The sequence below is a fragment of the Mesorhizobium prunaredense genome (assembly GCF_900156895.1).
In the GTDB taxonomy this organism is placed as follows: domain Bacteria; phylum Pseudomonadota; class Alphaproteobacteria; order Rhizobiales; family Rhizobiaceae; genus Mesorhizobium; species Mesorhizobium prunaredense.
The window spans coordinates 15,350-39,024 of record NZ_FTPD01000003.1; the positions used below are offsets into that span (position 1 = coordinate 15,350).

The 23,675-nt window shown below is 63.4% G+C and carries 26 protein-coding genes and 1 tRNA gene; 9 read left to right on the plus strand and 18 right to left on the minus strand.

Annotation, left to right across the window (positions count from 1 at the left end):
- Positions 1-111: 111 nt before the first annotated feature.
- Entirely contained in the window at positions 112-1,365 is a 1,254-nt protein-coding gene (locus BQ8794_RS02625; protein ID WP_077372741.1) for an aspartate kinase, read from the minus strand.
- Between the two features lie 365 nt (positions 1,366-1,730).
- Between BQ8794_RS02625 and ubiG the strand changes: the two genes are divergently transcribed.
- Positions 1,731-2,480: a bifunctional 2-polyprenyl-6-hydroxyphenol methylase/3-demethylubiquinol 3-O-methyltransferase UbiG gene (ubiG, locus tag BQ8794_RS02630; RefSeq protein ID WP_077372744.1), complete on the plus strand. Its 750-nt coding sequence runs from the start codon at positions 1,731-1,733 to the stop codon at positions 2,478-2,480.
- A gap of 19 nt (positions 2,481-2,499) precedes the next feature.
- Here ubiG and BQ8794_RS02635 read toward each other — a convergent pair whose 3' ends face one another.
- A complete protein-coding gene (locus BQ8794_RS02635) occupies positions 2,500-3,429 on the minus strand; it encodes a DMT family transporter (protein ID WP_077372747.1) in 930 nt (309 codons plus the stop codon).
- Positions 3,430-3,527: 98 nt separating this feature from the next.
- On the opposite strand from BQ8794_RS02635, the gene BQ8794_RS02640 reads away from it, so the two are divergent.
- Together BQ8794_RS02640 and BQ8794_RS02645 are read left to right on the plus strand one after the other, a co-directional pair.
- Positions 3,528-4,019, plus strand: coding sequence for a MarR family winged helix-turn-helix transcriptional regulator (locus BQ8794_RS02640; RefSeq protein ID WP_077372750.1), 492 nt, complete (start codon positions 3,528-3,530; stop codon positions 4,017-4,019).
- A 14-nt stretch (positions 4,020-4,033) separates the two neighbouring features.
- A complete protein-coding gene (locus tag BQ8794_RS02645) occupies positions 4,034-4,306 on the plus strand; it encodes an ankyrin repeat domain-containing protein (RefSeq protein WP_244554843.1) in 273 nt (90 codons plus the stop codon).
- Positions 4,307-4,444: 138 nt separating this feature from the next.
- Here the strand turns inward: BQ8794_RS02645 and BQ8794_RS02650 are convergent, their stop codons facing one another.
- The 6 genes from BQ8794_RS02650 to BQ8794_RS02675 form a co-directional block, all read right to left on the minus strand.
- Positions 4,445-4,723 carry a helix-turn-helix domain-containing protein gene (locus tag BQ8794_RS02650; protein ID WP_077372756.1) on the minus strand — a complete coding sequence of 93 codons (279 nt, stop codon included), beginning with the start codon at positions 4,721-4,723 and terminating at the stop codon, positions 4,445-4,447.
- Positions 4,720-4,977: a BrnT family toxin gene (locus BQ8794_RS02655; protein ID WP_244554833.1), complete on the minus strand. Its 258-nt coding sequence runs from the start codon at positions 4,975-4,977 to the stop codon at positions 4,720-4,722. Before BQ8794_RS02655 ends, BQ8794_RS02650 begins: the two co-directional genes overlap by 4 nt.
- 242 nt (positions 4,978-5,219) lie before the next feature.
- Positions 5,220-5,645 carry a DUF1178 family protein gene (locus BQ8794_RS02660; protein WP_077372759.1) on the minus strand — a complete coding sequence of 142 codons (426 nt, stop codon included), beginning with the start codon at positions 5,643-5,645 and terminating at the stop codon, positions 5,220-5,222.
- Positions 5,642-6,523 (minus strand): carbon-nitrogen hydrolase family protein, encoded by an 882-nt coding sequence (locus BQ8794_RS02665; RefSeq protein ID WP_077372762.1) that lies wholly within the window; start codon positions 6,521-6,523, stop codon positions 5,642-5,644. Before BQ8794_RS02665 ends, BQ8794_RS02660 begins: the two co-directional genes overlap by 4 nt.
- Before the next feature lie 10 nt (positions 6,524-6,533).
- Positions 6,534-6,803 (minus strand): glutaredoxin 3, encoded by a 270-nt coding sequence (grxC, locus tag BQ8794_RS02670; RefSeq protein ID WP_077372765.1) that lies wholly within the window; start codon positions 6,801-6,803, stop codon positions 6,534-6,536.
- Positions 6,804-6,830: 27 nt separating this feature from the next.
- Positions 6,831-7,616, minus strand: coding sequence for a ComF family protein (locus BQ8794_RS02675; protein WP_077372768.1), 786 nt, complete (start codon positions 7,614-7,616; stop codon positions 6,831-6,833).
- Positions 7,617-7,669: 53 nt separating this feature from the next.
- Here BQ8794_RS02675 and BQ8794_RS02680 point away from each other — a divergent pair, with 53 nt between their 5' ends.
- Positions 7,670-8,542: a methyltransferase domain-containing protein gene (locus tag BQ8794_RS02680; RefSeq protein ID WP_077372771.1), complete on the plus strand. Its 873-nt coding sequence runs from the start codon at positions 7,670-7,672 to the stop codon at positions 8,540-8,542.
- A gap of 28 nt (positions 8,543-8,570) precedes the next feature.
- Here BQ8794_RS02680 and BQ8794_RS02685 read toward each other — a convergent pair whose 3' ends face one another.
- From BQ8794_RS02685 to argJ, 5 genes are all read right to left on the minus strand, one after another.
- Entirely contained in the window at positions 8,571-8,750 is a 180-nt protein-coding gene (locus tag BQ8794_RS02685) for a Flp family type IVb pilin (RefSeq protein ID WP_143744444.1), read from the minus strand.
- A 98-nt stretch (positions 8,751-8,848) separates the two neighbouring features.
- A complete protein-coding gene (locus tag BQ8794_RS02690; protein WP_077372777.1) occupies positions 8,849-9,196 on the minus strand; it encodes a hypothetical protein in 348 nt (115 codons plus the stop codon).
- Between the two features lie 112 nt (positions 9,197-9,308).
- Positions 9,309-9,731, minus strand: coding sequence for a (deoxy)nucleoside triphosphate pyrophosphohydrolase (locus BQ8794_RS02695; RefSeq protein ID WP_077372780.1), 423 nt, complete (start codon positions 9,729-9,731; stop codon positions 9,309-9,311).
- The gene (locus BQ8794_RS02700; RefSeq protein WP_174654353.1) at positions 9,728-10,507 is read right to left on the minus strand and encodes a GNAT family N-acetyltransferase; all 780 of its coding nucleotides are present in this window, start codon (positions 10,505-10,507) and stop codon (positions 9,728-9,730) included. The genes BQ8794_RS02695 and BQ8794_RS02700 overlap by 4 nt, the downstream gene beginning before the upstream one ends.
- The gene (gene argJ / locus BQ8794_RS02705; RefSeq protein ID WP_077372783.1) at positions 10,507-11,748 is read right to left on the minus strand and encodes a bifunctional glutamate N-acetyltransferase/amino-acid acetyltransferase ArgJ; all 1,242 of its coding nucleotides are present in this window, start codon (positions 11,746-11,748) and stop codon (positions 10,507-10,509) included. Before argJ ends, BQ8794_RS02700 begins: the two co-directional genes overlap by 1 nt.
- A 195-nt stretch (positions 11,749-11,943) precedes the next feature.
- On the opposite strand from argJ, the gene BQ8794_RS02710 reads away from it, so the two are divergent.
- Positions 11,944-12,600, plus strand: coding sequence for a TetR/AcrR family transcriptional regulator (locus BQ8794_RS02710; RefSeq protein WP_077373310.1), 657 nt, complete (start codon positions 11,944-11,946; stop codon positions 12,598-12,600).
- 279 nt (positions 12,601-12,879) lie between these two features.
- Here BQ8794_RS02710 and BQ8794_RS02720 read toward each other — a convergent pair whose 3' ends face one another.
- Positions 12,880-13,812 carry a peptidylprolyl isomerase gene (locus BQ8794_RS02720; protein WP_077372786.1) on the minus strand — a complete coding sequence of 311 codons (933 nt, stop codon included), beginning with the start codon at positions 13,810-13,812 and terminating at the stop codon, positions 12,880-12,882.
- A 251-nt stretch (positions 13,813-14,063) separates the two neighbouring features.
- On the opposite strand from BQ8794_RS02720, the gene secA reads away from it, so the two are divergent.
- From secA to BQ8794_RS02745, 4 genes are all read left to right on the plus strand, one after another.
- Positions 14,064-16,796 carry a preprotein translocase subunit SecA gene (gene secA / locus BQ8794_RS02725; protein ID WP_077372788.1) on the plus strand — a complete coding sequence of 911 codons (2,733 nt, stop codon included), beginning with the start codon at positions 14,064-14,066 and terminating at the stop codon, positions 16,794-16,796.
- A 480-nt stretch (positions 16,797-17,276) separates the two neighbouring features.
- The gene (locus BQ8794_RS02730; protein WP_077373312.1) at positions 17,277-18,677 is read left to right on the plus strand and encodes a lipopolysaccharide biosynthesis protein; all 1,401 of its coding nucleotides are present in this window, start codon (positions 17,277-17,279) and stop codon (positions 18,675-18,677) included.
- A complete protein-coding gene (locus BQ8794_RS02735; protein WP_077372790.1) occupies positions 18,677-19,957 on the plus strand; it encodes a GNAT family N-acetyltransferase in 1,281 nt (426 codons plus the stop codon). The genes BQ8794_RS02730 and BQ8794_RS02735 overlap by 1 nt, the downstream gene beginning before the upstream one ends.
- Before the next feature lie 501 nt (positions 19,958-20,458).
- The gene (locus BQ8794_RS02745; protein WP_077372793.1) at positions 20,459-21,067 is read left to right on the plus strand and encodes a hypothetical protein; all 609 of its coding nucleotides are present in this window, start codon (positions 20,459-20,461) and stop codon (positions 21,065-21,067) included.
- Positions 21,068-21,185: 118 nt separating this feature from the next.
- Here BQ8794_RS02745 and BQ8794_RS02750 read toward each other — a convergent pair.
- The 4 genes from BQ8794_RS02750 to BQ8794_RS02765 all read right to left on the minus strand — a co-directional run bounded on the left by BQ8794_RS02750 (position 21,186) and on the right by BQ8794_RS02765 (position 23,329).
- A tRNA-Leu gene (locus BQ8794_RS02750) sits at positions 21,186-21,270 on the minus strand.
- A gap of 164 nt (positions 21,271-21,434) precedes the next feature.
- A complete protein-coding gene (locus BQ8794_RS02755; protein WP_167378603.1) occupies positions 21,435-22,340 on the minus strand; it encodes a lipase family protein in 906 nt (301 codons plus the stop codon).
- A gap of 96 nt (positions 22,341-22,436) precedes the next feature.
- Entirely contained in the window at positions 22,437-22,649 is a 213-nt protein-coding gene (locus BQ8794_RS02760) for a hypothetical protein (protein WP_077372798.1), read from the minus strand.
- Entirely contained in the window at positions 22,646-23,329 is a 684-nt protein-coding gene (locus BQ8794_RS02765; RefSeq protein ID WP_244554844.1) for a DUF2092 domain-containing protein, read from the minus strand. The genes BQ8794_RS02760 and BQ8794_RS02765 overlap by 4 nt, the downstream gene beginning before the upstream one ends.
- Between the last annotated feature and the right edge of the window lie 346 nt (positions 23,330-23,675).

Below are 23,675 nucleotides of genomic sequence, written 5' to 3' on the forward strand. Positions count from 1 at the left end.
CAAATAGAGCGGCGTCGGTCCAATTGGACCCACAAAGGGCGCTCCAAGACTTCGAACTGCTGCATCGTGCTTTCCGACGATCGACCTCCGATTTCCGGACCGAGCAGTCTGCTACTGCTTATCCAGACCGTAGATGGAATGCAAAGTGCGAACAGCAAGTTCTGTGTAGGGACCGTCGATCAGGATCGAAATCTTGATCTCGGACGTGGTGATCGCACGGATGTTGATCGATTTGTCGGCCAGCGCCTTGAAGGCGGTGGCGGCGACGCCCGCATGGCTCCTCATGCCGATGCCGATGACCGAGACTTTCGACATGCCGGCTTCCGACTGCACGACGTCATAGCCGATCGTGGTCTTCAGCCGCTCGAGCACGGCAAGCGCCTTGTCGACATCGCCGGACGGCACGGTGAAGGTCATGTCGGTGAACTTGCCGTCCTCGGAAATGTTCTGGACGATCATGTCGACATTGATGTTGGCCTCGGCCAGCGGCCCGAAAATGCCGGCGGCGACGCCGGGCCGGTCGCCGACACGGCGCAACGATATCTGCGCTTCGTCCTTGGCGTAGGCAATTCCGGTGACGACCTGCTGTTCCACGATTTCTTCCTCGTCGCAAATAAGCGTTCCGGGCGGATTGAGCAAATCCCCCATTCCGGGCGCGTCGGGATCGTCGAACGACGACCGCACGAAAGTACGCACCCTGTGCACCATGGCAAGCTCGACCGAGCGCACCTGCAGGACCTTGGCGCCGAGAGAGGCCATTTCAAGCATTTCCTCGAAGGAAATCTTGGCCAGCCGTCGCGCCTTCGGCTCGATGCGCGGGTCGGTGGTGTAGACCCCGTCGACGTCGGTGTAGATGTCGCAGCGGTCTGCCTTGACCGCCGCCGCGATGGCGACAGCACTGGTGTCGGAGCCGCCGCGGCCGAGCGTCGCGATGCGGTTGTCCGGCCCGATGCCCTGGAAGCCGGCGACCACCGCCACCTGGCCCTCGCCGAAGCGCTTGATCAGGAATGCGCCGTCGATGTCGAGAATGCGCGCCGCGCCATGCGCATTGTCGGTCTTGATCGGGATCTGCCAGCCTTGCCAGGAACGGGCATGGACGCCCATGTTCTGCAGTGTGATCGCCAGCAGGCCGGCAGTCACCTGCTCGCCGGAGGCAACAACGGCGTCATATTCGCGGGCATCGTGCATCGGCGAGGCTTCGCGCGTCCACTGCACGAGTTCGTTGGTCTTGCCGGCCATCGCCGAGACGACCACCGCGACCTCATGGCCGGCATCGACCTCGCGTTTGACATGGCGCGCCACATTGCGGATGCGGGCGATGTCGGCGACGGAGGTCCCGCCGAATTTCATCACGATGCGCGCCATGGAAGCGAAATGCCTTTGACTGGGTGCCGGAGCGGCGGCCGAAAAACGGAAAGCGAGCGTCGGGCTGGGCCAGCCGCTGAATTCGCGGCCTCCTTAGCCAAATGCTTTGGGTTTCGCAAGGCGTGCCGCCGCGTGCCGCCGCTTGCCCCCGCTTGCCCCTGGGCGACGAAGGCGACATACGAGTGCAACGCGCGTACCCGAATGCCTGTCGCATAGGCGCAGCGGGCAACAGGCGAAATTTGCTGCCTTGACATTCGCCGGCTCTCGACCGACTTCCTAGCGCACCAGAGCGCGATCAGCAAAAGTGGTATCCGGTTTTGCGCCCGATCGCGCTCTGAACTTTTGAGTCTGCGGGAGACCACACGATGCCAGAACCCCGACGATCGACGATCGATGCCGGAGAAGTGGAGCGTTTTTCCGCTCTCGCCGCCGAATGGTGGAATCCGAACGGCAAATTCCGCCCGCTGCACAAGTTCAATCCGATCCGGCTTGCCTATATACGCGACCAGGTGGCGGCGCGCTTCGGCCGCGACCCACGCGCGGCGCGGCCGTTCGAGGGCCTGCGCATCCTCGACATCGGCTGCGGCGGCGGGCTGTTGTGCGAGCCGATGGCGCGGCTTGGCGCCGAAGTGGTCGGCGCCGACGCATCCGCCACCAACATCGAAGTGGCCAAGCTGCATGCGGCCGACGTCGGCGTGATGGTGGATTACCGTGCCACGACAGCAGAGGACCTGGCTGACGCCGGTGAGAAATTCGACGTCATCCTCAACATGGAAGTGGTCGAGCATGTTGCCGACATCGACCTGTTCGTGGCCAAATGCGGCGAGATGCTCAAGCCCGGCGGCATCATGTTCGTCGCCACCATCAACCGCACGCTGAAGGCGCTGGGCCTGGCCATTATCGGCGCCGAATATGTGCTGCGCTGGTTGCCGCGCGGTACCCACCAGTTCGGCAAGCTGGTGCGGCCGGACGAACTGGAAAAGGCGCTTGCCGGCGCTGGCCTGACCATCATCGACCGCACCGGTGTCACCTACAATCCGCTCGCCGGCCGCTGGCAGCGTTCGAAGGACATGGACGTCAACTACATGGTTCTGGCGGAGAAGGCGCCTGCCTGAACTTGCTCACGACGCCTTCTCACGCCGCCACCTCCTCCCCCGTCTGATTTTGCGCCTTTGTGGGGATCTGGCTTTGCGCCTTGGTGGTGATGAACACGCCGGCGACAATGATCGCAGCCCCGGCCCAGGTCAGCAATTGATAGTGCTCGCCGAGAAACATCGTCCCGGCAAACAATCCGACCGCCGCCGCGACATAGCCGATCTGGCTGAGATAGACCGGGCCGCCAACCGCCTGCAGCCGGAAGAAGAAAACGAACATCGCCGCGGCTGATGCGACCTGGCCGACGACCACCAGCGGCACGCCGGCGAGCAGGGCGAGCGAACCGCTGCCCTGTAGCGTGAAGATGCCGCAAACAAGCAGTGCAGCCGATGCCAGGTGGCTGCCGACGGCAAGCTCGATCGGTCCGGTCCCTAACGGCCAGTCGACCGTGCGGTAGATATTGCCGGCGGCAAGGCTGACCGGGATGAGCAGCCCCACCGCCACCCAGAAAAATTCAGCCGGCTGGCCGGCCTCGCCACGCGTCACCGCCACCATGACCGCACCAACGAAGCCGACGACAATGCCGACGACGCCAAGCAGATTGGGGCGCCGGACGCCGAGTAGGATCGAAAACACCAGTGTGACCACCGGCGACAGCGTGAACATGATGCCGGTGTAGCCGGCACCGAGATGCGGAATGGCCGAGAACATCAAGAGATTGGGGAAGGCGTAGGACACCGCTGCGGTGACGAAGAAATAACGCAGCCTGTGCGGGGTGAGCCGGATGCGCTGCCCGCGCAGCAGCAGGACGCACAAAAGCACCCCGCCGGCGCCGAGCGAGATGACGAGGGCCCAGACCATGGCAGAAACGCCGGCCGCCGTTGCGATCTTGCCGAACGGCAGCGTCAGGCCGAGTAGGCCGCCGGTGACGACCAAAAGGCCGAGCGCTGAATCCCAGAGAAATTTCATAACGAACCTTATTGTCCTTGCTGCTCTTGGCCAGCACCGTGGCACAAGCTAAGATAATGCAAAGATTCTTAACGTCAAGATATTTAACGGTGAGAGAGATGGATCGCGCCGCGAAAGCGATCGAGCAGTGGAAAAGACAACGGCCGGACCTGGATGTCTCGCCGATGGCCGTGCTTGGACGGTTGAACGAAGCCTCGTCGCTGATAGCACGAGAGCGCCTCGCTCCGCTGTTTGCCCGTTTCGGACTGCAATCCGGGGAATTCGACGTGCTGGCGACGCTGCGCCGTTCCGGATCACCTTACGCGCTGACGCCCACCGCCCTCTATGAGGCGACGATGGTGACGTCGGGCGCCATGACCAACCGGCTCGACCGGCTTGAGAAAACCGGATTGATCAAGCGTGGGCCGCATCCCAACGACCGGCGCGGGGTTGTCGTGCAACTGACCGATAAAGGTCTCGCGTTGGTCGATGAGGCGGTCGCCGCTCACGTCGCCAACGAACACGAGATACTTTCCGGCCTGACGCGCGCCGAACAGGACACACTTGCTCGCCTGCTTGAGAAGTTGATAGCGAGCGTCAGCCGGGGGTGAAGATCTGACGGTTGGTGCCGCCCAAACTAAACTACCGCCCGTTTCCGCAGGAGGTCGCGATCCTCGACCTGCTGTTGTCGCAGGGCATCGATGTCAACGCACGGGACAAAGCGGGGCAGACGGTTCTTCACATCGCTGCGCCCGATGCCATTGACGCCGCCTCGATCGAACTTCTTCTAAAACGGGGTGCAGATCGTAGCTTGAAGAATTTGAACGGAAAGCGCGCCATCGACCTGATCCCGCGATCCAGGAAAGACTTGCGTGCTCCCCTAAAGGTGGCTGGGTAATTCCGTTTAGTGGCAAATCGCAACGTTTGAGATTGGCGGCTGGAGGCTCAATGAAAAGCGAATCAAGACGCCGCACCCCGAGACTTTGCGCCTCGACGAAGTGGCGTTCACGGCGAAGTCGCATGCGGGCAACGCCAGCTATGCGACCGCCTTTGCCACCATGTCCGGATGCTGGCCGATCACCCGCACATAGGCGATGGCGAAATCCGGCGCGGTCGCCCGCGCCTGCTCCCAGTCGCGCAGCGTGCCGACCGGGACCCGGAAGCGGCTGGCGAACTCGGCTTGCGACAGGCCAAGCCCAGTCCTCGTCCTGCGGACCAGGCGCGCGCGCTGGCCCCGGTCCAGTGCTTCGGCCGTCACGTCGAAATCTTCGGCGTCGGTCGGGTCAGCAGGCAGCGTGATGTGCTCTTTCTTCACCCTTGTTGCTCCTTCTCACCGAGATGAAGCGAGGCAAGTCGCCCCGCCAGACGAAAACGCCGGTGAACAGCTTCTCCCCCGACGAAACCGACCACCTTGAACCGTTCCTCGCCGTCGATCTCGCGGATGGAGGGGATAATCAGGTGGTTGTCGTCTGCAAAAATCCGGTCGCCAAAGGCCAGCAGCAGCTTGTGCTTTTCGCGGTTGACCGCATCCTTGGCGGGGTCGAACCTGTCTTCCGTCGTGAGGCTCAACTATACGGGATTCCCGTATAGGATGCAACCCTTTATCCGCTCGTGGGCTGACTAGGTTTTAGGAGTTCCGCGACAGAACGGCAGCTATGCGGATTTTGCGACTGTCGCGAAAATCCCGATTAAAGCGACAGTTTCGCGCCCGATTTTTGCAAGATTCGCATAAATCGGTATTGCGACATGCTCCAAGGACTGCAAACGGGTCGAAGCGGAATCCCGTCCCGGTACCAACCGTCACACGGCAGTCAGTTACGATCCTCCGGGAATACCGGCACCGGCATGAACTCGACGCCGTCCTCGGCCAGGCTCTTGGCCTCCTCCAGCGTCGCCTCGCCATAGATGCCGCGCGGATCGCTCTCGCCGAAATGGATCTTGCGCGCTTCCTCGGCAAACTTGTCGCCGACATAGTCGGCGTTCTCGCGCACCTTCTCGGCCATCGCCTTCAATTGCGCCAGCGCCTGCTTCTGGGCCTCGCCCATGGCGAGCGCGATCTTTTCTCGGCTGCGCCCGGTGGAGACGGCCGGCGCCATCAACGCCTTCTCGACCCTGTGCGAGCCGCAGGTCGGGCAATCGACGAAGCCACGCTTCTTCTGGGTATCGAAATCGTCGTTGCTGCGAAACCAGCCTTCGAATTCATGCTCGTGCTCGCAGATCAGTGAAAAGCGAATCAAGACGCCGCACCCCTGAGACTTTGCGCCTCGACCGGAGTGGCGTTCACGGCGAAGTCGCGTGCATTTTTCAGATTTGGGATCTTCTTGCGCGCGGCGGCCGACTGCGCCGGGTCGATCTCGGCGACGATCACCGCCGGTTCGTCATGTGCCGCCTCGGCGACGATGCGGCCCCACGGATCGACGATCAGCGAATGGCCATAGGTCTCGCGGCCGTCCTCGTGCAGGCCGCCTTGCGCCGCGGCAACGACATAGGCGCCGTTCTCGATGGCGCGCGCCCGCAGCAGCACATGCCAGTGCGCCTCGCCAGTCTGGCGGGTGAAGGCGGCGGGCACCGACAGCAGGTCGGCGCCGGCCAGCGCCTCGGCGCGGAAGAGCTGCGGAAAGCGCAGGTCGTAGCAGACGGCGAAACCCAGCTTCGCACCATCGATCCCGGCGCCGCTGATCTCGGTGACGACGGCCTCGGTGCCTGGTTCGTAGGCGGCGGATTCGCGCCAGCTCTCGCCATTGTCAAGATCGACGTCGAACATGTGGATCTTGTCGTAGGTGGCAATGGTGGCGCCATCCGGCCCGAACAGAAGCGCGCGGTTGGCGAGCTTGCCGTCGGCGCGCAGGATGGCGGTCGAGCCGATATGCAGGAAGATGCCAAGGTCTTTCGCCAGCTTGCGCGAGGTCGAGACGATGATGTCCTTGTCCTCGGATGTGAAGGCGGCGGCCCGCGCCTGGCTGTCGCGGACCAGCGCACCGGTCATTTCCGGCGACTGGATATAGGTCGCACCCTGGCCCGCGGCCTCGCGCACCAGCCGCTCCAGATCGACCGCATTGCGCTCGGGGCTGGTGCCCGAACGCATCTGGATCGCCGCCGCCTTGAAAGTACCCATCGTCATGTCCTCAATTCGTCGAGCCATTGGCGAGCAGACGGTCCAGCCGGCCCTCCGACTCCAGTTCATGGAGATCGTCACAGCCACCGACATGCGTGTCGCCGATGAATATCTGCGGAAAGGTCGAGCGGCCGTTCGCGCGAAAAATCATTTCCCGGCGCAGTTCCGGCGAGAAGGAGGCATCGTGCTCGGTGTAGGCGACACCCTTGCGCTCGAGCAGCCGCTTGGCCGCCGTGCAATAGCCGCACATCATCCGTGTATAGATCGTCACGTCGACCATCGGTCAGCAATCCTGCCTTTTCCCAATCTATATAGTCGCGGACTCGTCGGCCCGAAAGTCCCCCGGCAGCACGCGCGCAAAGGTCAGCACGTCGACCGTCCCGGCACCGCCCTTCTTCAGCGCCCTGGCGACCGCGCGGACAGTTGCGCCGGTGGTATAGACGTCGTCGATCAGCAGCACCCGACGGCCGGCGATCTCGATCTCGGCCTCCTCCGGCACCCTGAAGGCGGCACGCACATTTTCCTCGCGTTCCCGCCGCTCCAGCCCGACCTGCTGGCGGGTGAGTTTGACGCGCCTGACCGCAGAGGGCGCAAAAGGCAGCTCGCCAAGCTGCGATACCGCCCTTGCCAGTTCCGCCGACTGGTTGAACTGGCGCCTGAAAAAGCGCCGCCAGTGCAGCGGCACCGGCACGACCACATCGGCTTCCGCGATCAGTTCGGCACCGGCGCGCAGCATCCAGCGCGCCATCCAAGGCGCCAGATCGGTGCGATCCTGGTACTTCAGCCCTTGCACCATCTGGCGGGCGACACCCGAGTAAGCGACCGCGGCCCGTGCCCGCTCGAAGGGCGGCGGGTCGGCGATCGCCTCGGCCGACAGGAACCCCTCGCCCATGTGATGGGTGAACGGCGTGCCCATCACCGGGCACCATGGCCGCTCCAGAAGCCTGAGTTTCGGCCAGCAGGCGCCGCACAGCACGCCGGGCTGCGAGACATGCCGTCGGCAGCCGGCGCAAACCGGCGGAAACAGGATGCGCGCCGGCCAGTCCAACGCCTTTCGAGCGAAACTCTTGATATCCGGCATTGGATCGGCCACGTGGTTCTTTCTCCGCCACCCTATATCAGACAGCGGAAACCAGGAACTGCCAGTTGCAACCTATAGTCGATACTTCTCTCTGGCTGGCGCACAAGCGCCGGGCGCTCGCCTATCCGACTTCCGGCGCGGACTTCCTGATGCGGCGGGCAGCTGAAGAGCTCGCCGACCGGCTGGGCGCGGTGGAACGCAAATTCGACAGGGCGGCCGTCCTGTTTTGCCAGACGCCGGCGGCAGTCGACGTGCTCGCGACAAGCGGCAAGGTGGCGGACATCGTGCGCGTCGAGGCGGATGCGACCTTCCTGGGCGATGCCGCGGGACTGGTGGCGCCGCTGGAGACCGTGCCGTTCGAGCCGGAAAGCCTCGACCTTGCCGTGTCGCTTTTGTCGCTTCAGGCAATGAACGACATTCCCGGCATGCTGGTGCAGATCCGCCGCGCTCTGAAACCGGACGGTCTTTTCCTCGGCGCTTTTGCCGGCGCCGGCACGCTTTCCGAGCTGCGCGAATGCCTGCTCGCCGCCGAGACCGAGCTTTATGGCGGCGCCAGCCCGCGCGTCATCCCGTTCACCGACGTGCGCGACGCCGGGGCGCTTTTGCAACGCGCCGGCCTGGCCTTGCCCGTCGCCGACGTCGAGACGGTGACGGTGCGCTACGATTCCCTGTTCGGCCTGATGGCGGATCTGCGGGCGATGGGCGAGACCAGCGCTCTGACCGACCGCAGCAGGCGACCGGGCACACGAAAGCTGTTTGCCCGCGCCGCCGAAATCTATGCCGAACGATTTTCGGATGCCGATGGTCGCGTCAGGGCGAGTTTTCCGATCGTCTGGATGTCAGGCTGGGCGCCCGACGCCTCGCAGCAAAAACCGCTGAAGCCGGGCTCGGCAAAACTGTCGCTGAAGACAATCCTGGAAAATCCCGGCCGGCGCTGACCGGATTATTATGGATGCGGCTGGCCGGTTACCGCGCGAAAGCGTTCACAAGCCTGCTGGAATTGTCGCTGAACAGCCACGTGATTGCGTCGGCGGCCTTGCCGACACCGCCTACGATGGTAAGCGACAGCACGGCCACGATCAGCCCATATTCGACAGCCGTCGCGCCGGTCTTGTCTTCCCAAAAACGTTGCAGCAATGTCTTCATGGCCATCGATCCCGCTTGCCGGAACCCTAGCGCGGACCTGTTAAGAAAGGTTAATGACACAGGCTTAACAGGCGATGAAAGCACCGCTTTGGCCGGTGTCAGCAGTCGCCGCTGCGCTGGCCATTGTCGCGTATCACGCAGATCGAAGTGGGCAGCGGCTGCAGCACGCTCCAGCGCACCGTGTAGGTCTCACGACGGCCGGTCGAGCCCGTGCCTGTGCTCCCGACCGACCCGGTGCTTCCAACCGACCCTGTGCTCATCCTGTCAAGGCCGCCGGCAAAATCGGCGCGGCCGGACCGCGTCCGGCTGTCGAGGAGGGGCGTCGCGATCAAGGCCAGCGCCACCGCGGCCGAGCCGAACAAAAGCGTGATTCGCAATATTCCCATGCCGGCAGCCCTAAAGCTGCGGTCGGGTCGGATCGAATCCCAGTCCCTGTCGAGGCTCATGCAACCGCCCTCCGGCGAAGGCCTGGACACGACCTTCCTTCGATTTCTGCCGTCATTTTTTCACGGCCAGATAAATCTTCCATTAACGTTGTCTAAGTCGCGGAGGGCAAAGTCACAGAAGATCGATGAGGAACTGGATCAGCGGCGCGTCGGCCGGCGGCATCGGAAAATCGCGCATCTGGCGCGGCCGCACCCATTTCAGCACCTGCCCCTCCTTCGGCTGCGCGATGCCGCGGAAGCGACGGCAGACGAACAGCGGCATCAGCAGGTGAAAATCATCGTAGGCATGGCTGGCGAAGGTGAATGGCGCCAGGCAGGGAATATCGGTTTCGATGCCGATCTCCTCGTACAACTCGCGGATGAGGCATTCTTCCGGCGTCTCGCCCGGCTCGACCTTGCCGCCCGGAAACTCCCACAGGCCGGCCAGCTGCCTGCCTTCGGGGCGCTGCGCCAGAAGCACGCGGCCGTCGGTATCGACCAGCGCGCAGGCTGCGACCAGGAGCAGGCGCTTGCCGACAGGATCCGAACCGGTCATGCGCCGGGCGGCCGGCGATAATGGTAACGATAGACTTCGTCGAACCCGAGCGAACGATAGAGCGCCAGCGCCGGCGCGTTGTCGGCCTCGACCTGCAGCCAGGCTTCCCGGGCGCCGCGCAGCCGTGCCCATTTCAGCGCCGACAGGATGAGGTGGCGGCCATGGCCCTGGTTGCGCACCGATCTGTCGGTGGCGATCTCGAACAGCCCGGCAAGATCGCCGTCATGGACGCAGATCAGCGTCGCCAGCGGTTCGGTGCCGTCTTCGAGCGCGAACAGCCCGGCCTCCGGCTGGATGGCGCCGATGATCTCCGACAGGCCCGGCCGCAGCGACACATCGGAGCCGCTTACCTTGAGCGCCGCGCCGATGAAGCGGCTGATGTCCTTCAGCGGGATCTGGTCCATGGCGGCATCGAGCTGGGCGTCCGCCAGCGGCAGCCGCATCACCAGTGATTCGTCGAATGTGCTCCAGCCCTCGCTGTCGAGATGTTTGGCAAGGATCGGCCCCGACAGCGGCGATATGCGGAAGGTCAGCGGCCGGCCATAGGCGTCGAAACGACGGCTGGCGCGGCCGATGCGCTCGGCAATGTGCTGGATGTCGCCCGGATCGAGCGGGTTGACCGAATTCAGCCGCTTGGCCGGATGGCCCGCCGTCAGCCGCACCACCCAGGTGCCGTCATAATGCACGGCCGCCGCCGGCCAGGCGCGAAAGCCGGCCGCCTCGTAGCGGCGCACGATGGCAAGCACGCTTGCCGGATGTCTGGAAACCAATGCCATCAGCTCCGATAATCGCCGTTGATGGCGACATACTCCTTGGTGAGGTCGCAAGTCCACACCGTCGCCTTGCCGCGACCGATGCCGATATCGGCACGGATGCGGATCTCGTCGCGCTTCATGTAGGCCGATGTCGCCTCTTCTGAGTAGGCGGCATCGCGCTCGCCCTGATGCGCCAGCCTGATGTCGCCGAACCAGATCGAGAGCAGGTCGCGGTCGGCCGGTTCGCCGGCCTTGCCAACGGCCATGACGACGCGGCCCCAATTGGCGTCTTCGCCGGCGACCGCCGTCTTGACCAGCGGCGAATTGGCGATCGACAGCGCGATGCGCTTGGCCGAGCGGGCCGATTTCGCACCGGTGACGGTGACCTCGACCTGTTTTCGCGCGCCCTCGCCGTCGCGCACCACTTGCAGCGCCAGCGCTTTCAGCACCTTGCCGAGCGCGCGGCGGAAGGCGCCGAGGCGCGCATCGCCGGCATTCGTGATATCAGGCGCGCCGCGCCGGCCGGCCGTGCCGGTGGCGAACATCAGCAGCGTGTCGCTGGTCGAGGTGTCGCTGTCGACGGTGACCGCATTGAAGGTCTTGGCGGTGCCGCGCGACAAAAGATCCTGCAGCACGGGAGTTGCGATCGGCGCGTCGGTGGCGATGAAGGAGAGCATCGTCGCCATGTCGGGCGCGATCATGCCGGCGCCCTTGGCAATGCCGTTGATGGTGACGTCGGCGTCGCCGAGTTTTACCGTCGCGGTCGCCAGTTTCGGATAGGTGTCGGTGGTCATGATCGCCTTGGCGGCTTCGGTCCACAGGTCAGGCCTGCCGGCCTTGACCAGTCCGGCGAGCAGATGGCTGAACTTGCCGGCATCCAGCGGCTCGCCGATGACGCCGGTCGAGGCCAGAAACACCTCGTCCGGCGTGCAGCCCGCAGCCTTGGCTGCAGCCTCGCCGGTCATTGCCGTGGAGGCTCGGCCCTTGTTGCCGGTGAAGGCATTGGCGTTGCCGGAATTGACGACCAGGACGCGCGCCTTGCCCTGCGCAAGATTCTGCCGGCAGAAATCAACCGGCGCCGACGGGCATTTCGACCTGGTGAACACGCCGGCGACCGTGGTGCCGGCATCGAAGACCATGGTCAGCAGATCGGTGCGGTTCTTGTACTTTATCCCGGCTTCGGCGGTGGCGATGCGGACGCCCTCGATGTCAGGCATTTTAGGATATTTTTTCGGCGCGAGCGGCGAAATCGTGGCTGACATGAAGACCTCGGGCGGGAAAATCGCAAGGGAACGCCGGTTTGCCCGATAGCGGGCGCCGGCGCAAGGGCGTTTGGTGGTTGGGCACATGCCCTTTCTCATCGGAACGAAACGCTCAGTTGCACGAAACGGACCGTTTCGTTTCGTCGAGAAAGTGTGTACGATGTGCCGACGAAAATCATGGGCAAGGAAAACAGGATGGGCCTGGATCCGGGGCGCAGGTCGATCGGCGCGCGGCGCAATCCCGACAGCGCCGACGCCATTCTCGACGCCGCCGAGGCAGTGCTGGTCGAGGCCGGTTATTCCGGCTTCTCGATCGAAGCGGTGGCGCGGCGGGCGCGTGCGGGAAAGCCTACAATCTATCGTTGGTGGCCGAGCAAGGCCGCCTTGCTGTTCGACCTCTATCAGCGGCTAAAGCGCGTCGACTATCCCGATACCGGCAACCTCGAGGACGATCTCGTCGGCTTCCTCAAAAGCCTGTTCTCGCACTGGCGCGAAACATCGTCAGGCAGCATCTTCAGATCGCTGATCGCCGAGGCGCAGTCGGACGCAACCGTGGCCGCCGTGCTTGCCGAATACACCAAAGGACGCCATGCCCATACCGGCCAGATGATCGAACGCGCCAAGGCAAGAGGCGAAGTCGCGGCCGACGTCGATTCCACGCTCGTCGCCGACCTGGTCGCCTCCTTTGCCTGGACGCATCTTTTGACCAATCGCCTCGACGAAGACGAAACGACGCTGCGCAGGGCGGTTGGCTATCTGTTGAAGGGCATAGAAGCTGACGATGCCGGCTCGGTCGACGCCGCGGCAGTCCGGCGGAGGCGTCGACGTGTCGTCGGTCGCACCACAAGGTAGAGCGACAGGGCTCCTGCCGTAGGCACATCAGGCGATCAGTTGTTGACGCCGGCGCTGCCCCTCATTGCCCTGCCGGGCATTTCTCCCCGTATAGTGACGGGGAGAAATGGCTGACCGCAACCTCAGCACGTTTCCTGCAACGCTGGAGATTGGCGAAATCCTTTGCAAAGGCTGTCCTTCTCCCCGTCACTATACGGGGAGAAGATGCCGGCAGGCAGATGAGGGGCAGCGCCGGCACCAACAATTAATTGGCACTATCATCTGCCATGGCGCCCTCGCCTACTTGGTGTTTTCCAGCGCGTCGACCGTCTTCTTCAGCTTCTCGTCCGGGATCTCGACCTTGGCCGCGGCGCGCAGCGACTTGACCAGCGCGATATATTTATCGCGGATGACTGCCTGGCGGGCCTGGTCCTTGACCTGGTCGAAGGCCGGCGGCTGCTTGGCGCGCTTGTCCTCGACCTGGATGACGTGCCAGCCGAACTGCGACTGCACCGGCTGCTCGGTGTATTTGCCGACCGCCAGCGCGAAGACCGCCTTGTCGAATTCCGGCACCATCTGGCCGGGTCCGAACCAGCCGAGATCGCCGCCGCTGGTCTTGCCGCTCGGATCGCTGGTGTGCTCGTTGGCGAGTTTCTGGAAATCGGCGCCGCCGTCGAGCTGCTTGATGATCGCATCGGCCTCTTCCTTCGTCTTCACGAGGATGTGACGGGCATGCACCTCGTTGGCCGGCGGCGTGTTGGCGATTTCCTGGTCGTAGCGGGCGCGAATCTCGGCATCGGTGATCTTGCCGACGACATCCTTCTCGACCATTTCGCCATGCAGGGCGCGCTGCTGCAGGAACGCCATGCGGCGCTGGAAGTCGGGATCCTTGTCGAGGCCGGTGGTGACCGCCTGGGCGGCCATGACCTTGATTTCGATCGCCGCCGAAAGTGCTGCGGCGCGGCGCTGTTCGGGCGGCATCTGCGCAAACTGCTGCGACAGCTCGCCTTCGGCAAGCGCAAGGTCGGCCTCGGTCAGCGACTGGCCGTTGATCGTGGCGACCACGGCGTTCGGATCGACCGGCGCGGCCGGCTGGGCGGGTGCGTCCGGTTGGGCGGGGGCTGATTGGGCGGGCGCGGCGTCCTGTGCCATCGCTGGCGACAGCGACAGCGCCGTCAGCCCGAATGCCAGGCCGAGGCTGGCGAGCGACGCGCGGCGGAACAATGAGGACATACAATTAACTCCAATGGGGATAGCTAGGGCGGGATGGCTTCCAGACCAGCCGGATTGTGGCGGAATTTGGCACGGTCGTCAGGGCGAGCGCGCCGTTGACATCGATTGAACCCCCTCTTATCTGTCCAACGACTTTGCGTCCAGAACCGTTTTCCGGGCGCTTTTTGCGTTTGTCCGCGTTTCACGTGGATTTGATGGGGCCGGCCGGCACCCGTCGCAACGACTTGGAATGCTATCGAAAGGACCATTGAATGGTCAGTTTTGGCGGTCTCGCCCGTAAGGTTTTCGGCTCCTCCAACGATCGCCGGGTCAAGTCGACCCGACCGCGCGTCGAAGCGATCAACGCCATGGAAAACGAGATGCGGGCGCTCTCCGACGCCGAACTGACGGCTCGCACGGAAAAATTCCGTCAGGACGTCGCCAACGGCGCCAGTCTCGACGATCTCCTGGTGCCGGCCTTCGCCACCGTGCGCGAGGCGGCGCGCCGCGTGCTCGGCATGCGCCCGTTCGACGTGCAGCTGATCGGCGGCATGGTGCTGCACAATGGCGGCATCGCCGAGATGCGCACCGGCGAGGGCAAGACGCTGGTCGCCACGCTGCCCGTCTATCTCAACGCGCTCGCCGGCAAAGGCGTCCATGTCGTCACCGTCAACGACTATCTTGCCAAACGCGACTCCGAATGGATGGGCCGCGTCTACAAATTCCTCGGCCTTACCGTCGGCGTCATCGTCCATGGCCTGTCCGACGAGGAACGCCACGCCGCCTACGCCGCCGACGTCACCTACGCCACCAACAACGAACTCGGCTTCGACTATCTGCGCGACAACATGAAATACGAGCGCGCCCAGATGGTGCAGCGCGGCCACAGCTACGCGATTGTCGACGAGGTCGATTCCATCCTGGTCGACGAGGCGCGCACGCCGCTGATCATTTCCGGTCCGCTCGAGGACCGCTCGGAAATGTACAACACCATCGACGCCTTCATGCTGAAGCTCGAGCCGGCCGACTATGAGATCGACGAGAAGCAGAAGACCTCGATCTTCACCGAGGAGGGCACCGAGAAGCTGGAAAACCTATTGCGCGACGCCGGCCTGCTCAAGGGCGAGTCGCTCTACGACGTCGAGAACGTCGCCATCGTCCACCACGTCAACAATGCGCTCAAGGCGCACCAGCTGTTCCAGAAGGACAAGGACTATATCGTCCGCAACGGCGAGATCGTCATCATCGACGAATTCACCGGCCGCATGATGCCCGGCCGCCGCTATTCGGAAGGCCTGCACCAGGCGCTCGAGGCCAAGGAGCATGTGGCGATCCAGCCGGAGAACCAGACGCTCGCCTCCGTCACCTTCCAGAACTATTTCCGCCTCTACAAGAAGCTCGCCGGCATGACCGGCACGGCGCTGACCGAGGCCGAGGAATTCGCCAACATCTACAATCTCGACGTCACTGAGATCCCGACCAATCTGCCGGTCATCCGCATTGACGAGGACGACGAGGTCTACCGGACCGTCGAGGAGAAGTACAAGGCGATCGTCAGGGAGATCAAGGAAGCCCGCGCCAAGAGCCAGCCTACCTTGGTCGGCACCACCTCGATCGAGAAATCCGAGCTGCTGGCCGAACGCCTGCGCAAGGAAGGTTTTACCGATTTCGAGGTGCTGAATGCCCGCCACCATGAGCGTGAGGCGGCGATCGTCGCCCAGGCGGGAAAACCCGGCGCCATCACCATTGCCACCAACATGGCCGGCCGCGGCACCGACATCCAGCTCGGCGGCAATGCCGACATGCGCATCGCCGAGGAGCTTGGCGACATGCCGGCCGGCCCCGAGCGCGACGCCAAGGAAAAGGCAATCCGCGACGACGTCGCCCGGCTGAAGGAGAAGGCGCTCGCCGCCGGCGGTCTCTACGTGCTCGCCACCGAGCGCCATGAATCGCGCCGCATCGACAACCAGTTGCGCGGCCGCTCAGGCCGCCAGGGCGATCCCGGCCGCTCAAAATTCTTCCTGTCGCTGCAGGACGATCTGATGCGCATCTTCGGCTCCGAGCGCATGGACGGCATGCTGCAGAAGCTTGGCCTCAAGGAAGACGAGGCGATCATCCACCCCTGGATCAACAAGGCGCTGGAAAAAGCGCAGAAGAAGGTCGAGGCGCGCAATTTCGACATCCGCAAGAACCTGCTGAAATATGACGACGTCTCGAACGACCAGCGCAAGGTGGTGTTCGAGCAGCGCCTCGAACTGATGGACGGTGAAGGCCTGTCCGAAACCATCGCCGAAATGCGCGAGGGCGTCATCGAGGAGGTCGTCGCCAAGGCTATTCCCGAAAACGCTTATGCCGAGCAGTGGAACGTCGCCGGCCTCAAGGCCGAGGTCGCCGAGTTCCTCAATCTCGACCTGCCGGTCGAGGACTGGGTCAAGGAAGAGGGCATTGCCGAGGACGACATCCGCGAGCGCATCAGCCAGGCCGCCGAGACCGCTGCCAAGGAGCGTGCAGAGCGCTTCGGCCCCGACGTGATGGCCTATGTCGAGCGCTCCGTGGTACTGCAGACGCTCGACCATCTGTGGCGCGAGCACATCGTCAACCTCGACCACCTGCGCTCGGTCGTCGGCTTCCGCGGCTACGCCCAGCGCGACCCGCTGCAGGAATACAAGGGCGAGGCGTTCGAGCTGTTCCAGGCGATGCTGGGCAATCTGCGCCAGGCGGTCACCGCGCAGCTGATGCGCGTCGAGTTGGTCCGCCAGGCCGCCGAAGCGCCGCCGCCCGAGGCGCCGGACATGTTCGGCAGTCATCTCGACGGCACCACCGGCGAGGACGATTTTGACGGCGGCGAAACCGGGCTTCTGGTTCGCCAGGAGACCCACGCCACCGTCGCCCCCGAAAACCGCGACCCGAAGAACCCCGGCAGCTGGGGCAAGGTCGGCCGCAACGAGGCCTGCCCGTGTGGTTCGGGCAAGAAGTACAAGCACTGCCATGGGGCGTTTGCGTAAGGCGCCGAGGCTTTCGCTCTACGATGGACCCCCCACCCTAACCCCTCCCCACAAGGGGGAGGGAGACTTCCGCTGGCGCTGACCTCGGCAAATTGCCTGCTTTTTTTGACTCCAAAGGGAAGTTAAGGGCGCGCGGCAGCGTTCCCTCCCCCTTGTGGGGAGGGTTAGGGTGGGGGTACACCTTCGCAAGAAGCCAAATGCGAATGCCCTGCCGTTCACCGGGAGAATATCCCCGAAGGGCGGATGAGGGGCAGCGTTGGCGTCCGCGATTAGCCAATCTCCCCACTTGAGGGGGAGATGGCCGGCAGGCCAGAGGGGGGCACCGTCCCGCCGGCGTCAGACCACGAATTTTTGTATCTCGACCGGCAGGTTCTTTGGCACGCCCTGGACGTGGCGAAGGAAAGCCCGCCCAACCGTTTCTTAATGTGTTTTCGCTAGACCCAGACCCGAAAAAGAGGCGGAAAGCGGAGTGTGATCAGGGTGCGCTTTTCCGCGGCGACGACAGCCGGGCGGTTTCTGCCGCAGCGCCTTGCGCTGCGCGCAAAGCCGCTGCTTGGCCGCATCGATGCCGTGCTGTTCACCGCCGACGAGCGCGGCGAAGCCAGCCGCATGTCGCTGATCGCCTTTTCCATCCGCATCGTCAGCGCCGTCATCGCCTTTGTCAGCCAGGTGCTGATGGCGCGCTGGATGGGCTCGTTCGAATACGGCATTTTTGTCCTTGTCTGGGTGACGATGGTCATCGTCGGCAACCTCGCCTGCCTAGGCTTCCATACCTCGGTCATCCGCTTCATTCCCGAATATCGCGAGCGCAACATGCTGGCCGAACTGCGCGGCATCGTGCTGACCAGCCGCCTGTTCGTGCTGGTCGCCTCGACCGCGATCGCCGGGCTGGGCGCGCTTGGCGTCTGGCTGCTCTCGCCGTTTATCGAGAACTACTATGTCGTGCCGTTCATCCTCGGCCTCATCTGCATGCCGATGATCGCCATGTCCGATCTGCTGCAGGGGCTGGCGCGGGCCAACTCGTGGGCGCTTTTTGCGCTGGCGCCGACTTATCTGGTTCGGCCGGTGCTGATCCTGGCGCTGATGGCGCTGATGCTTCTGGTCGGCTTTGCGCCCGATGCCAGGACGGCGATTTTCGCCTCGATCGCCGCTGCCTATGCCACCACGCTCGGCCAACTCATCGGCATCACTGCGCGCATCGACAAAAAAATCCCCGCCGGGCCGATGAAGCTGCATTTCGCGCAATGGTTCTTCGTGTCGCTGCCGATCTTCCTGGTCGAAGGCTTCTTCTTCCTGCTCACCAATGCCGACGTGCTGATGGTCGGCGCCTATATGAGCCCCAACGACGTCGCCGTCTATTTCGCCACGGTCAAGACGCTGGCGCTGGTGCATTTCGTCTATTTCGCGGTCAAGGCAGGCGTTGCCCAGCGCTACGCGCAATTCACCCATGGCGAGCCCGAAAAGCTCGCCGCCTTCGCCCGCGAAACCGTGTCGTGGACGTTCTGGCCGTCGCTGTTGATGGCGCTGCTGGTGCTGGTGCTGGGCGAGCCGATGCTGGGCTTGTTCGGGCCTGAGTTCGTTGCCGGCTACCCGCTGTTGTTCCTGCTGGTCTTCGGCGTCGTCGCCCGCGCCGCCGTCGGTCCCTGCGAAAGCCTGCTCACCATGAGCGGCAACCAGAACATCTGCGCCGCCGTCTACGCCATGACGCTGGCCTTCAACATCGGCCTCAATCTGGTGCTGATCCCGCTTTTCGGCCTGTGGGGCGCGGCGATGGCCACCGCCTTCGCCATGATCTTCGAGGCCGGCGCGCTGTCCTTCACGGTCTGGCGCAGGCTCGGCATCGTCATGGTCATCTTCGTAGCCGCCAAAGGAGCCGTCTGATGGCTGCCACCCCGTTGCTCGAGGAAACCAGCGGCGGCCCGGCCGGCGCCCTGGTGTCGGGCCTCGCCGGGCTCGCCCGCGAAGCCGATCCCGCCCATATCGAATTGTTGGCCAACGGCCGACCCCAGCGCAAACTGGCTATTTACGCCGCCTCCGCCGGCTTCGACCTGGTCGAGGAACTCGACTATCTCTGCGCCCGCACGATCGAGCCCAACGTCTTCTTCAACCCGCGCTTCCTGGCACCCGCCATGCCGCGACTGGAAGACCGCGAGGTGCGGCTGGCGGTCATCCGCGACGGCGACGAATACCGCAACCGGCTGCGCTTGCTGGTGCCGTTCTCGGTGGAGCGGCCGGCGACGCCGATGGGCGTGCGGGTGATGCGCACATGGTCGAGCCCGTTCGGGCCGATCGGCTCGCCGCTGGTCGACCGTGACGATCCCGTCGGCGTCATCGAGGATTTTTTCGCGATGCTGTCGCGGCCGCATCTCAAGCTGCCAAAAGTCTTCGTGCTGCCCGACATCCGGCTCGACGGCCCGGTGGCCAGCCTGCTGGCCACCGTCGCCGAGACGCGTGGCCTGACGCTGGTCACCACCGGCAAGGCCGAACGCCCGATGCTCGAAAGCGAGATCGACGGCGATGAGTATCTGAAGGCCTCGCTGCGCTCGCACCATTATCGCGAGTTCCGCCGCCTGAAGCGCCGCCTCGCCGACCTAGGCAGGCTGGAGCATCAGGTGGCGCGCGGACCGGAAAACATCCGCCATGCCATCGAGCGTTTTTTGACGCTCGAGGCCGCCGGCTGGAAAGGCCGCGAGCGCACCGCCATGGCCATCGACCGCTACCGCGCCGCCTTTGCCCGCGAGGCCGTGCACCGGCTGGCCGAACAGGATCTGTGCCGCATCCATTCGCTGACACTCGACGATCGCACCATCGCCAGCCTGATCGTCTTCGTCGAGGCCGGCGTCGCCTACACCTGGAAGACGGCCTATGACGAGACGCTCGCCGCCTATTCGCCGGGCACGCTGCTGATGATCGAGGTGACCAGGCAGCATCTCGACGATCCCAACATCATGATGACCGATTCCTGCGCCGTGCCCGACCATCCGGTGATGAGCCGGCTATGGACGGAGCGCAGGCCGATCGGCACGCTGGTCATCGGCCTGACGCCGGACGCCGACCGCCTCGCCCGCCAGGCGGCGTCGCAGCTTCACCTCTACCGCGAAACCCGCAACATGGCGCGCCTGCTGCGCAACCGGATGAAGAACTTGCTGGGACGGCGGTAGGGCAAAGGCTGTTCTCCCTTCTCCCCGTGTGGGAGAAGGTGGCCGCCCACGGGTCTGTCCTCCGGCAAGCCCGAGGACAGGCTCCGCTCGGTCGGATGGGGGGTGCTCCAGCTTGGCACCGACTGCGCTCCATCCAGTAACCGTCTTGGCGCTGCGCGCCAATCCACCGCCCGGGGCGAGTCACGGGCCTCGCCCGCCCTTCGGGCCCCACAAGGGGAGAAGGAAGAGGGGGCAGCGCCGGCTGGTGGTCGCGGCGCATCATCCAGGACCATCGCCTGGTCTACCGCGCCGCCGCGTCGGCTAAAAATTGGCAGCTGCAGGCCGGTCGGCGGCGACCGTCCACAGTCCCTTTCAGACTCAGTCGAAGAACTGTGTCGAGGGCCTAGGTCATCAGGGTTAATTCTCCCAACCAGCGGAAAGGATTAGCATCGGCGATCGGCCGCGCAACCAGCATCATTGCCGCCTTGCACGGCCAGAACAAAAAAAGTCTGGGAGGAATGCATGACGAAAACAACTCGCTTCAGGCGTCGCAGTATTTTCGCTTTGATCGGTCTTGTTGGAGGATGTCTGACCGCGGCCGCAGCTCAGGCCGCCGAGCCTGACAAGGCCGAGATCGATGCCCTGAAACAATCGCTATCGAAGTACGAAGACTACAAGGCCGCCATTCGCGACCTCTATCTGTCGACGGTCGGATGCGTTTATTACAGCGGCGAAAAAGTGGCTGGAGCTATGGATTACCCGAAGGGCGCGATGGGCATTCATTTCGTCAACGTCGCGAGCGTCAGCCCGACACCAGATCCGACGCGCCCCAATGTCCTTATCTATGAGCCGGTCGACGGCGGCTTGCGCCTGGTGGCCGTGGAATGGCTTGTTCCGCTGACGCCCGACACCAAGGAGCCGCCGAAACTGTTTGGACAGACGTTCCAGGGGCCGATGGAGGGGCATTATCCGCTTATTCCGGTGAAATTCTACCATTACGATCTTCACGTCTGGCTGTTCAAAGACAACCCACTTGGAATGTTCAGCCCGACGAACCCCGATGTGAAATGCGACAATTACGCGTTTCCGATGCCGGAGCAGCCGACCAAGATGGTGCCGGGGCCGATGTAACTGTGACTTAGGCAACGCAATCCAAAGGTGTCAGGAAGGGCCGGCCTCAATTGCAGTTATCCCAGGGCGCGCCTGGGATAACCTCCCCCAGAGCTTTCAAGGCGTCTCGGGTGGAAAATGGTGCCCCTAGCCGGGATCGAACCAGCACTCCTTGCGGAACTCGATTTTGAGTCGAGCGCGTCTACCAATTCCGCCATAGGGGCTCAGGCCGGGCGGCCTGGATGGGCGCGGACTATACGGTTGGAGGCCTGTTCGTCAACTGGCCAATTCCCGGCATGCGGCGATGCTGCCTAGGCAGGGTGTATAGCCTTTTTTGCCGGCGAATGCCGACGCAGTAACGTAGCTGAACCACAATGATCGTATTGCTTCAGTTCGAAGCGGGTTTCTTTTTGAGCGCAACGTACTCTTCGCGATCATTGTAGGAAACCGCGACAGCGCTGGTCGCCTTGGTCGAGAGCCTATTCACGTAGTTGTCCATATGGTGGTCGGCGAGGTCGGCAAGACCGATGGAGCGCGACAACTCTCCGAGGGAAATGCGATCGGCATCGTGCTCGGGTAGGAACACGTAGCGCGGACCTTCCAGGAGAATGACTTCTGGACCGATATGCTGGTACGAACCATGAATACGGTTGAATACAGTTGTCGGCGGCAGCATCGGCACGATGTCGTTCTCATCGACGACACGGGTGATCGTCAGAAACCCAAGCCGTTCGACGCCGGCCGAGGTGGTGAATTTCGGCTGCCCGAAGGTGACGACCTTCACGACGTCGTAGTCATCCTCGACCATGTATATCGCAAGTAGCGCAGCGATCGCTCCGCCCAGCGAATGTCCGGTTATGAAGGTCTTGTAGTTCGGCTTCAGATACGGCTTCATGTCATCGTAGATGGCACGAGCTGTAGCGTCGAAGCCGGAATGGACCGGGATATCGATATCCAGATCCTGCCGGACTCTTATCTCGATGTCTTCGAAAATGTTCTTTTTGTTGGCCGTTCCGCGGATCGAGATGTATTGGCTCTTGGCTTTGTCGTCCCGCTCGACGAAATACAGCGCATCGGTCTTGCCCGGCGAGCCGACGCGCACCGTGGAGGGATATTTGGCGCGGATGGCCGCTTCCGCTGCATAGGCGGTCTTTGCCCTACCGGCATAAGCGGAAAGCTCTACGAAATCGACTTTGCTGGGCGTGACCGTCGAACCGAGCGCCAGCAATTCCTTGGAAGAAACTCCGACGCAACCCGTCAACGCCATCGTGCAGAGAGCGATCGCTGTCAACATTTCGACAGCGAGGCGTGGTGGCCGAAGAATTGTGGTGCTGCGGCTCTGCCTTAATCTGCGTTCTTCGCCCATTGCGCTGCACCGGTGAACTCTTCTCTAGCAGTAGTATACACCAACAGCGCAGCGCCGCACGGTGCGACGCGCTACGCCGGCAACGCTAACCGGCGTAAGCGGACGGCCGACCCTGGCCTCGGCGCCTGAGATGAACCCATATGAGCCGGAAACCGCAAACCTCTCTGAGGCTCCCATCCCGACAAGTCCGATCACCCCGGCGAGGAAAACAGTTGTCACCTTGTTTGTCATGGTCATTGGTTGCCTCCTGGGGAAAATTGACTGGGCAGTTCATCCGTATCGGTGAGTTCCGTCGCCTCGACCTTCTTGGCATCCGTCGTGTTCTTGAAGGCGAAATCGTCGGCCGCGACCTCGCTGCCAACCTTCCAGTCCCTGACCTGGACGCTGTATTGCGGGCCTTGGTCCACCTCCTTGGAGGTGATGACATAGCGGCAGGGATAGGGGCTCTCGCCCTGCGCGATCCAGATCTGCCAGTCGACCTCCTTGGCCCGGAACGCCAGGTGATCGCATTCGGTGCCGCCGATCACGCCGCTGCCGAGGTCCTTGATGTCGGTCACGCCGTCCATCAGCACGTCGTAGACATTGGACGTGAGCAGATCGGCACCGGGGACGGGCCTGTGGAACTTGTCGCGCAGCTCGTCGATCAGATGATCAAGATCGCCTGGGACCTCGGCTTGGGCGTAGAGGTTGGCATTCTTACCCAGCAGAGTGAGCGTCTTTCCGTCGAAGATCATCTCCACGCTAGCAAAGCCGCCGTCGCGGGTGGCGCGAATCTTGTCGGGACGGCTGAGGGCGGCGGTGCCCGAACTCGCGAACAGGAGCTTCTGATGGTCACTAGTGACGACTTCCAGGTTCGTATCGTAGCCGAACGAAATCATCTGCTGTGCAGCCATGTAGTCCGACATGGCTTTCAGCATGCTCTTGGCGTGAGTCTCGTCGGCGTTCGCGGCCAAAGGCGCTGACAGGCTTAGGGCGGCCGCCAGCAAGGTTGCTTTTGAAATTTTGGTCGTTTTCGATCTGAGGCTAATCATCAGACAACTCCTCCTCATTAGCTCCTCCTCATCGTCGCACGCATCATCCACTTTTGGAACGAGTTTAGCGTGCCGCATGCCCTTCCTTGTCTCGCACTCCAAGTCAAAAGTGATGTCAGGAGTATGTGCAGGACAACCGCCGGCCACAACAGGATGCCGGTGAAGCCGCCTGTGAAACCGAGGCAGGCGAGATACAGAGCGACGGCCGTGCTGTAGGTCAACATCCCGAGCA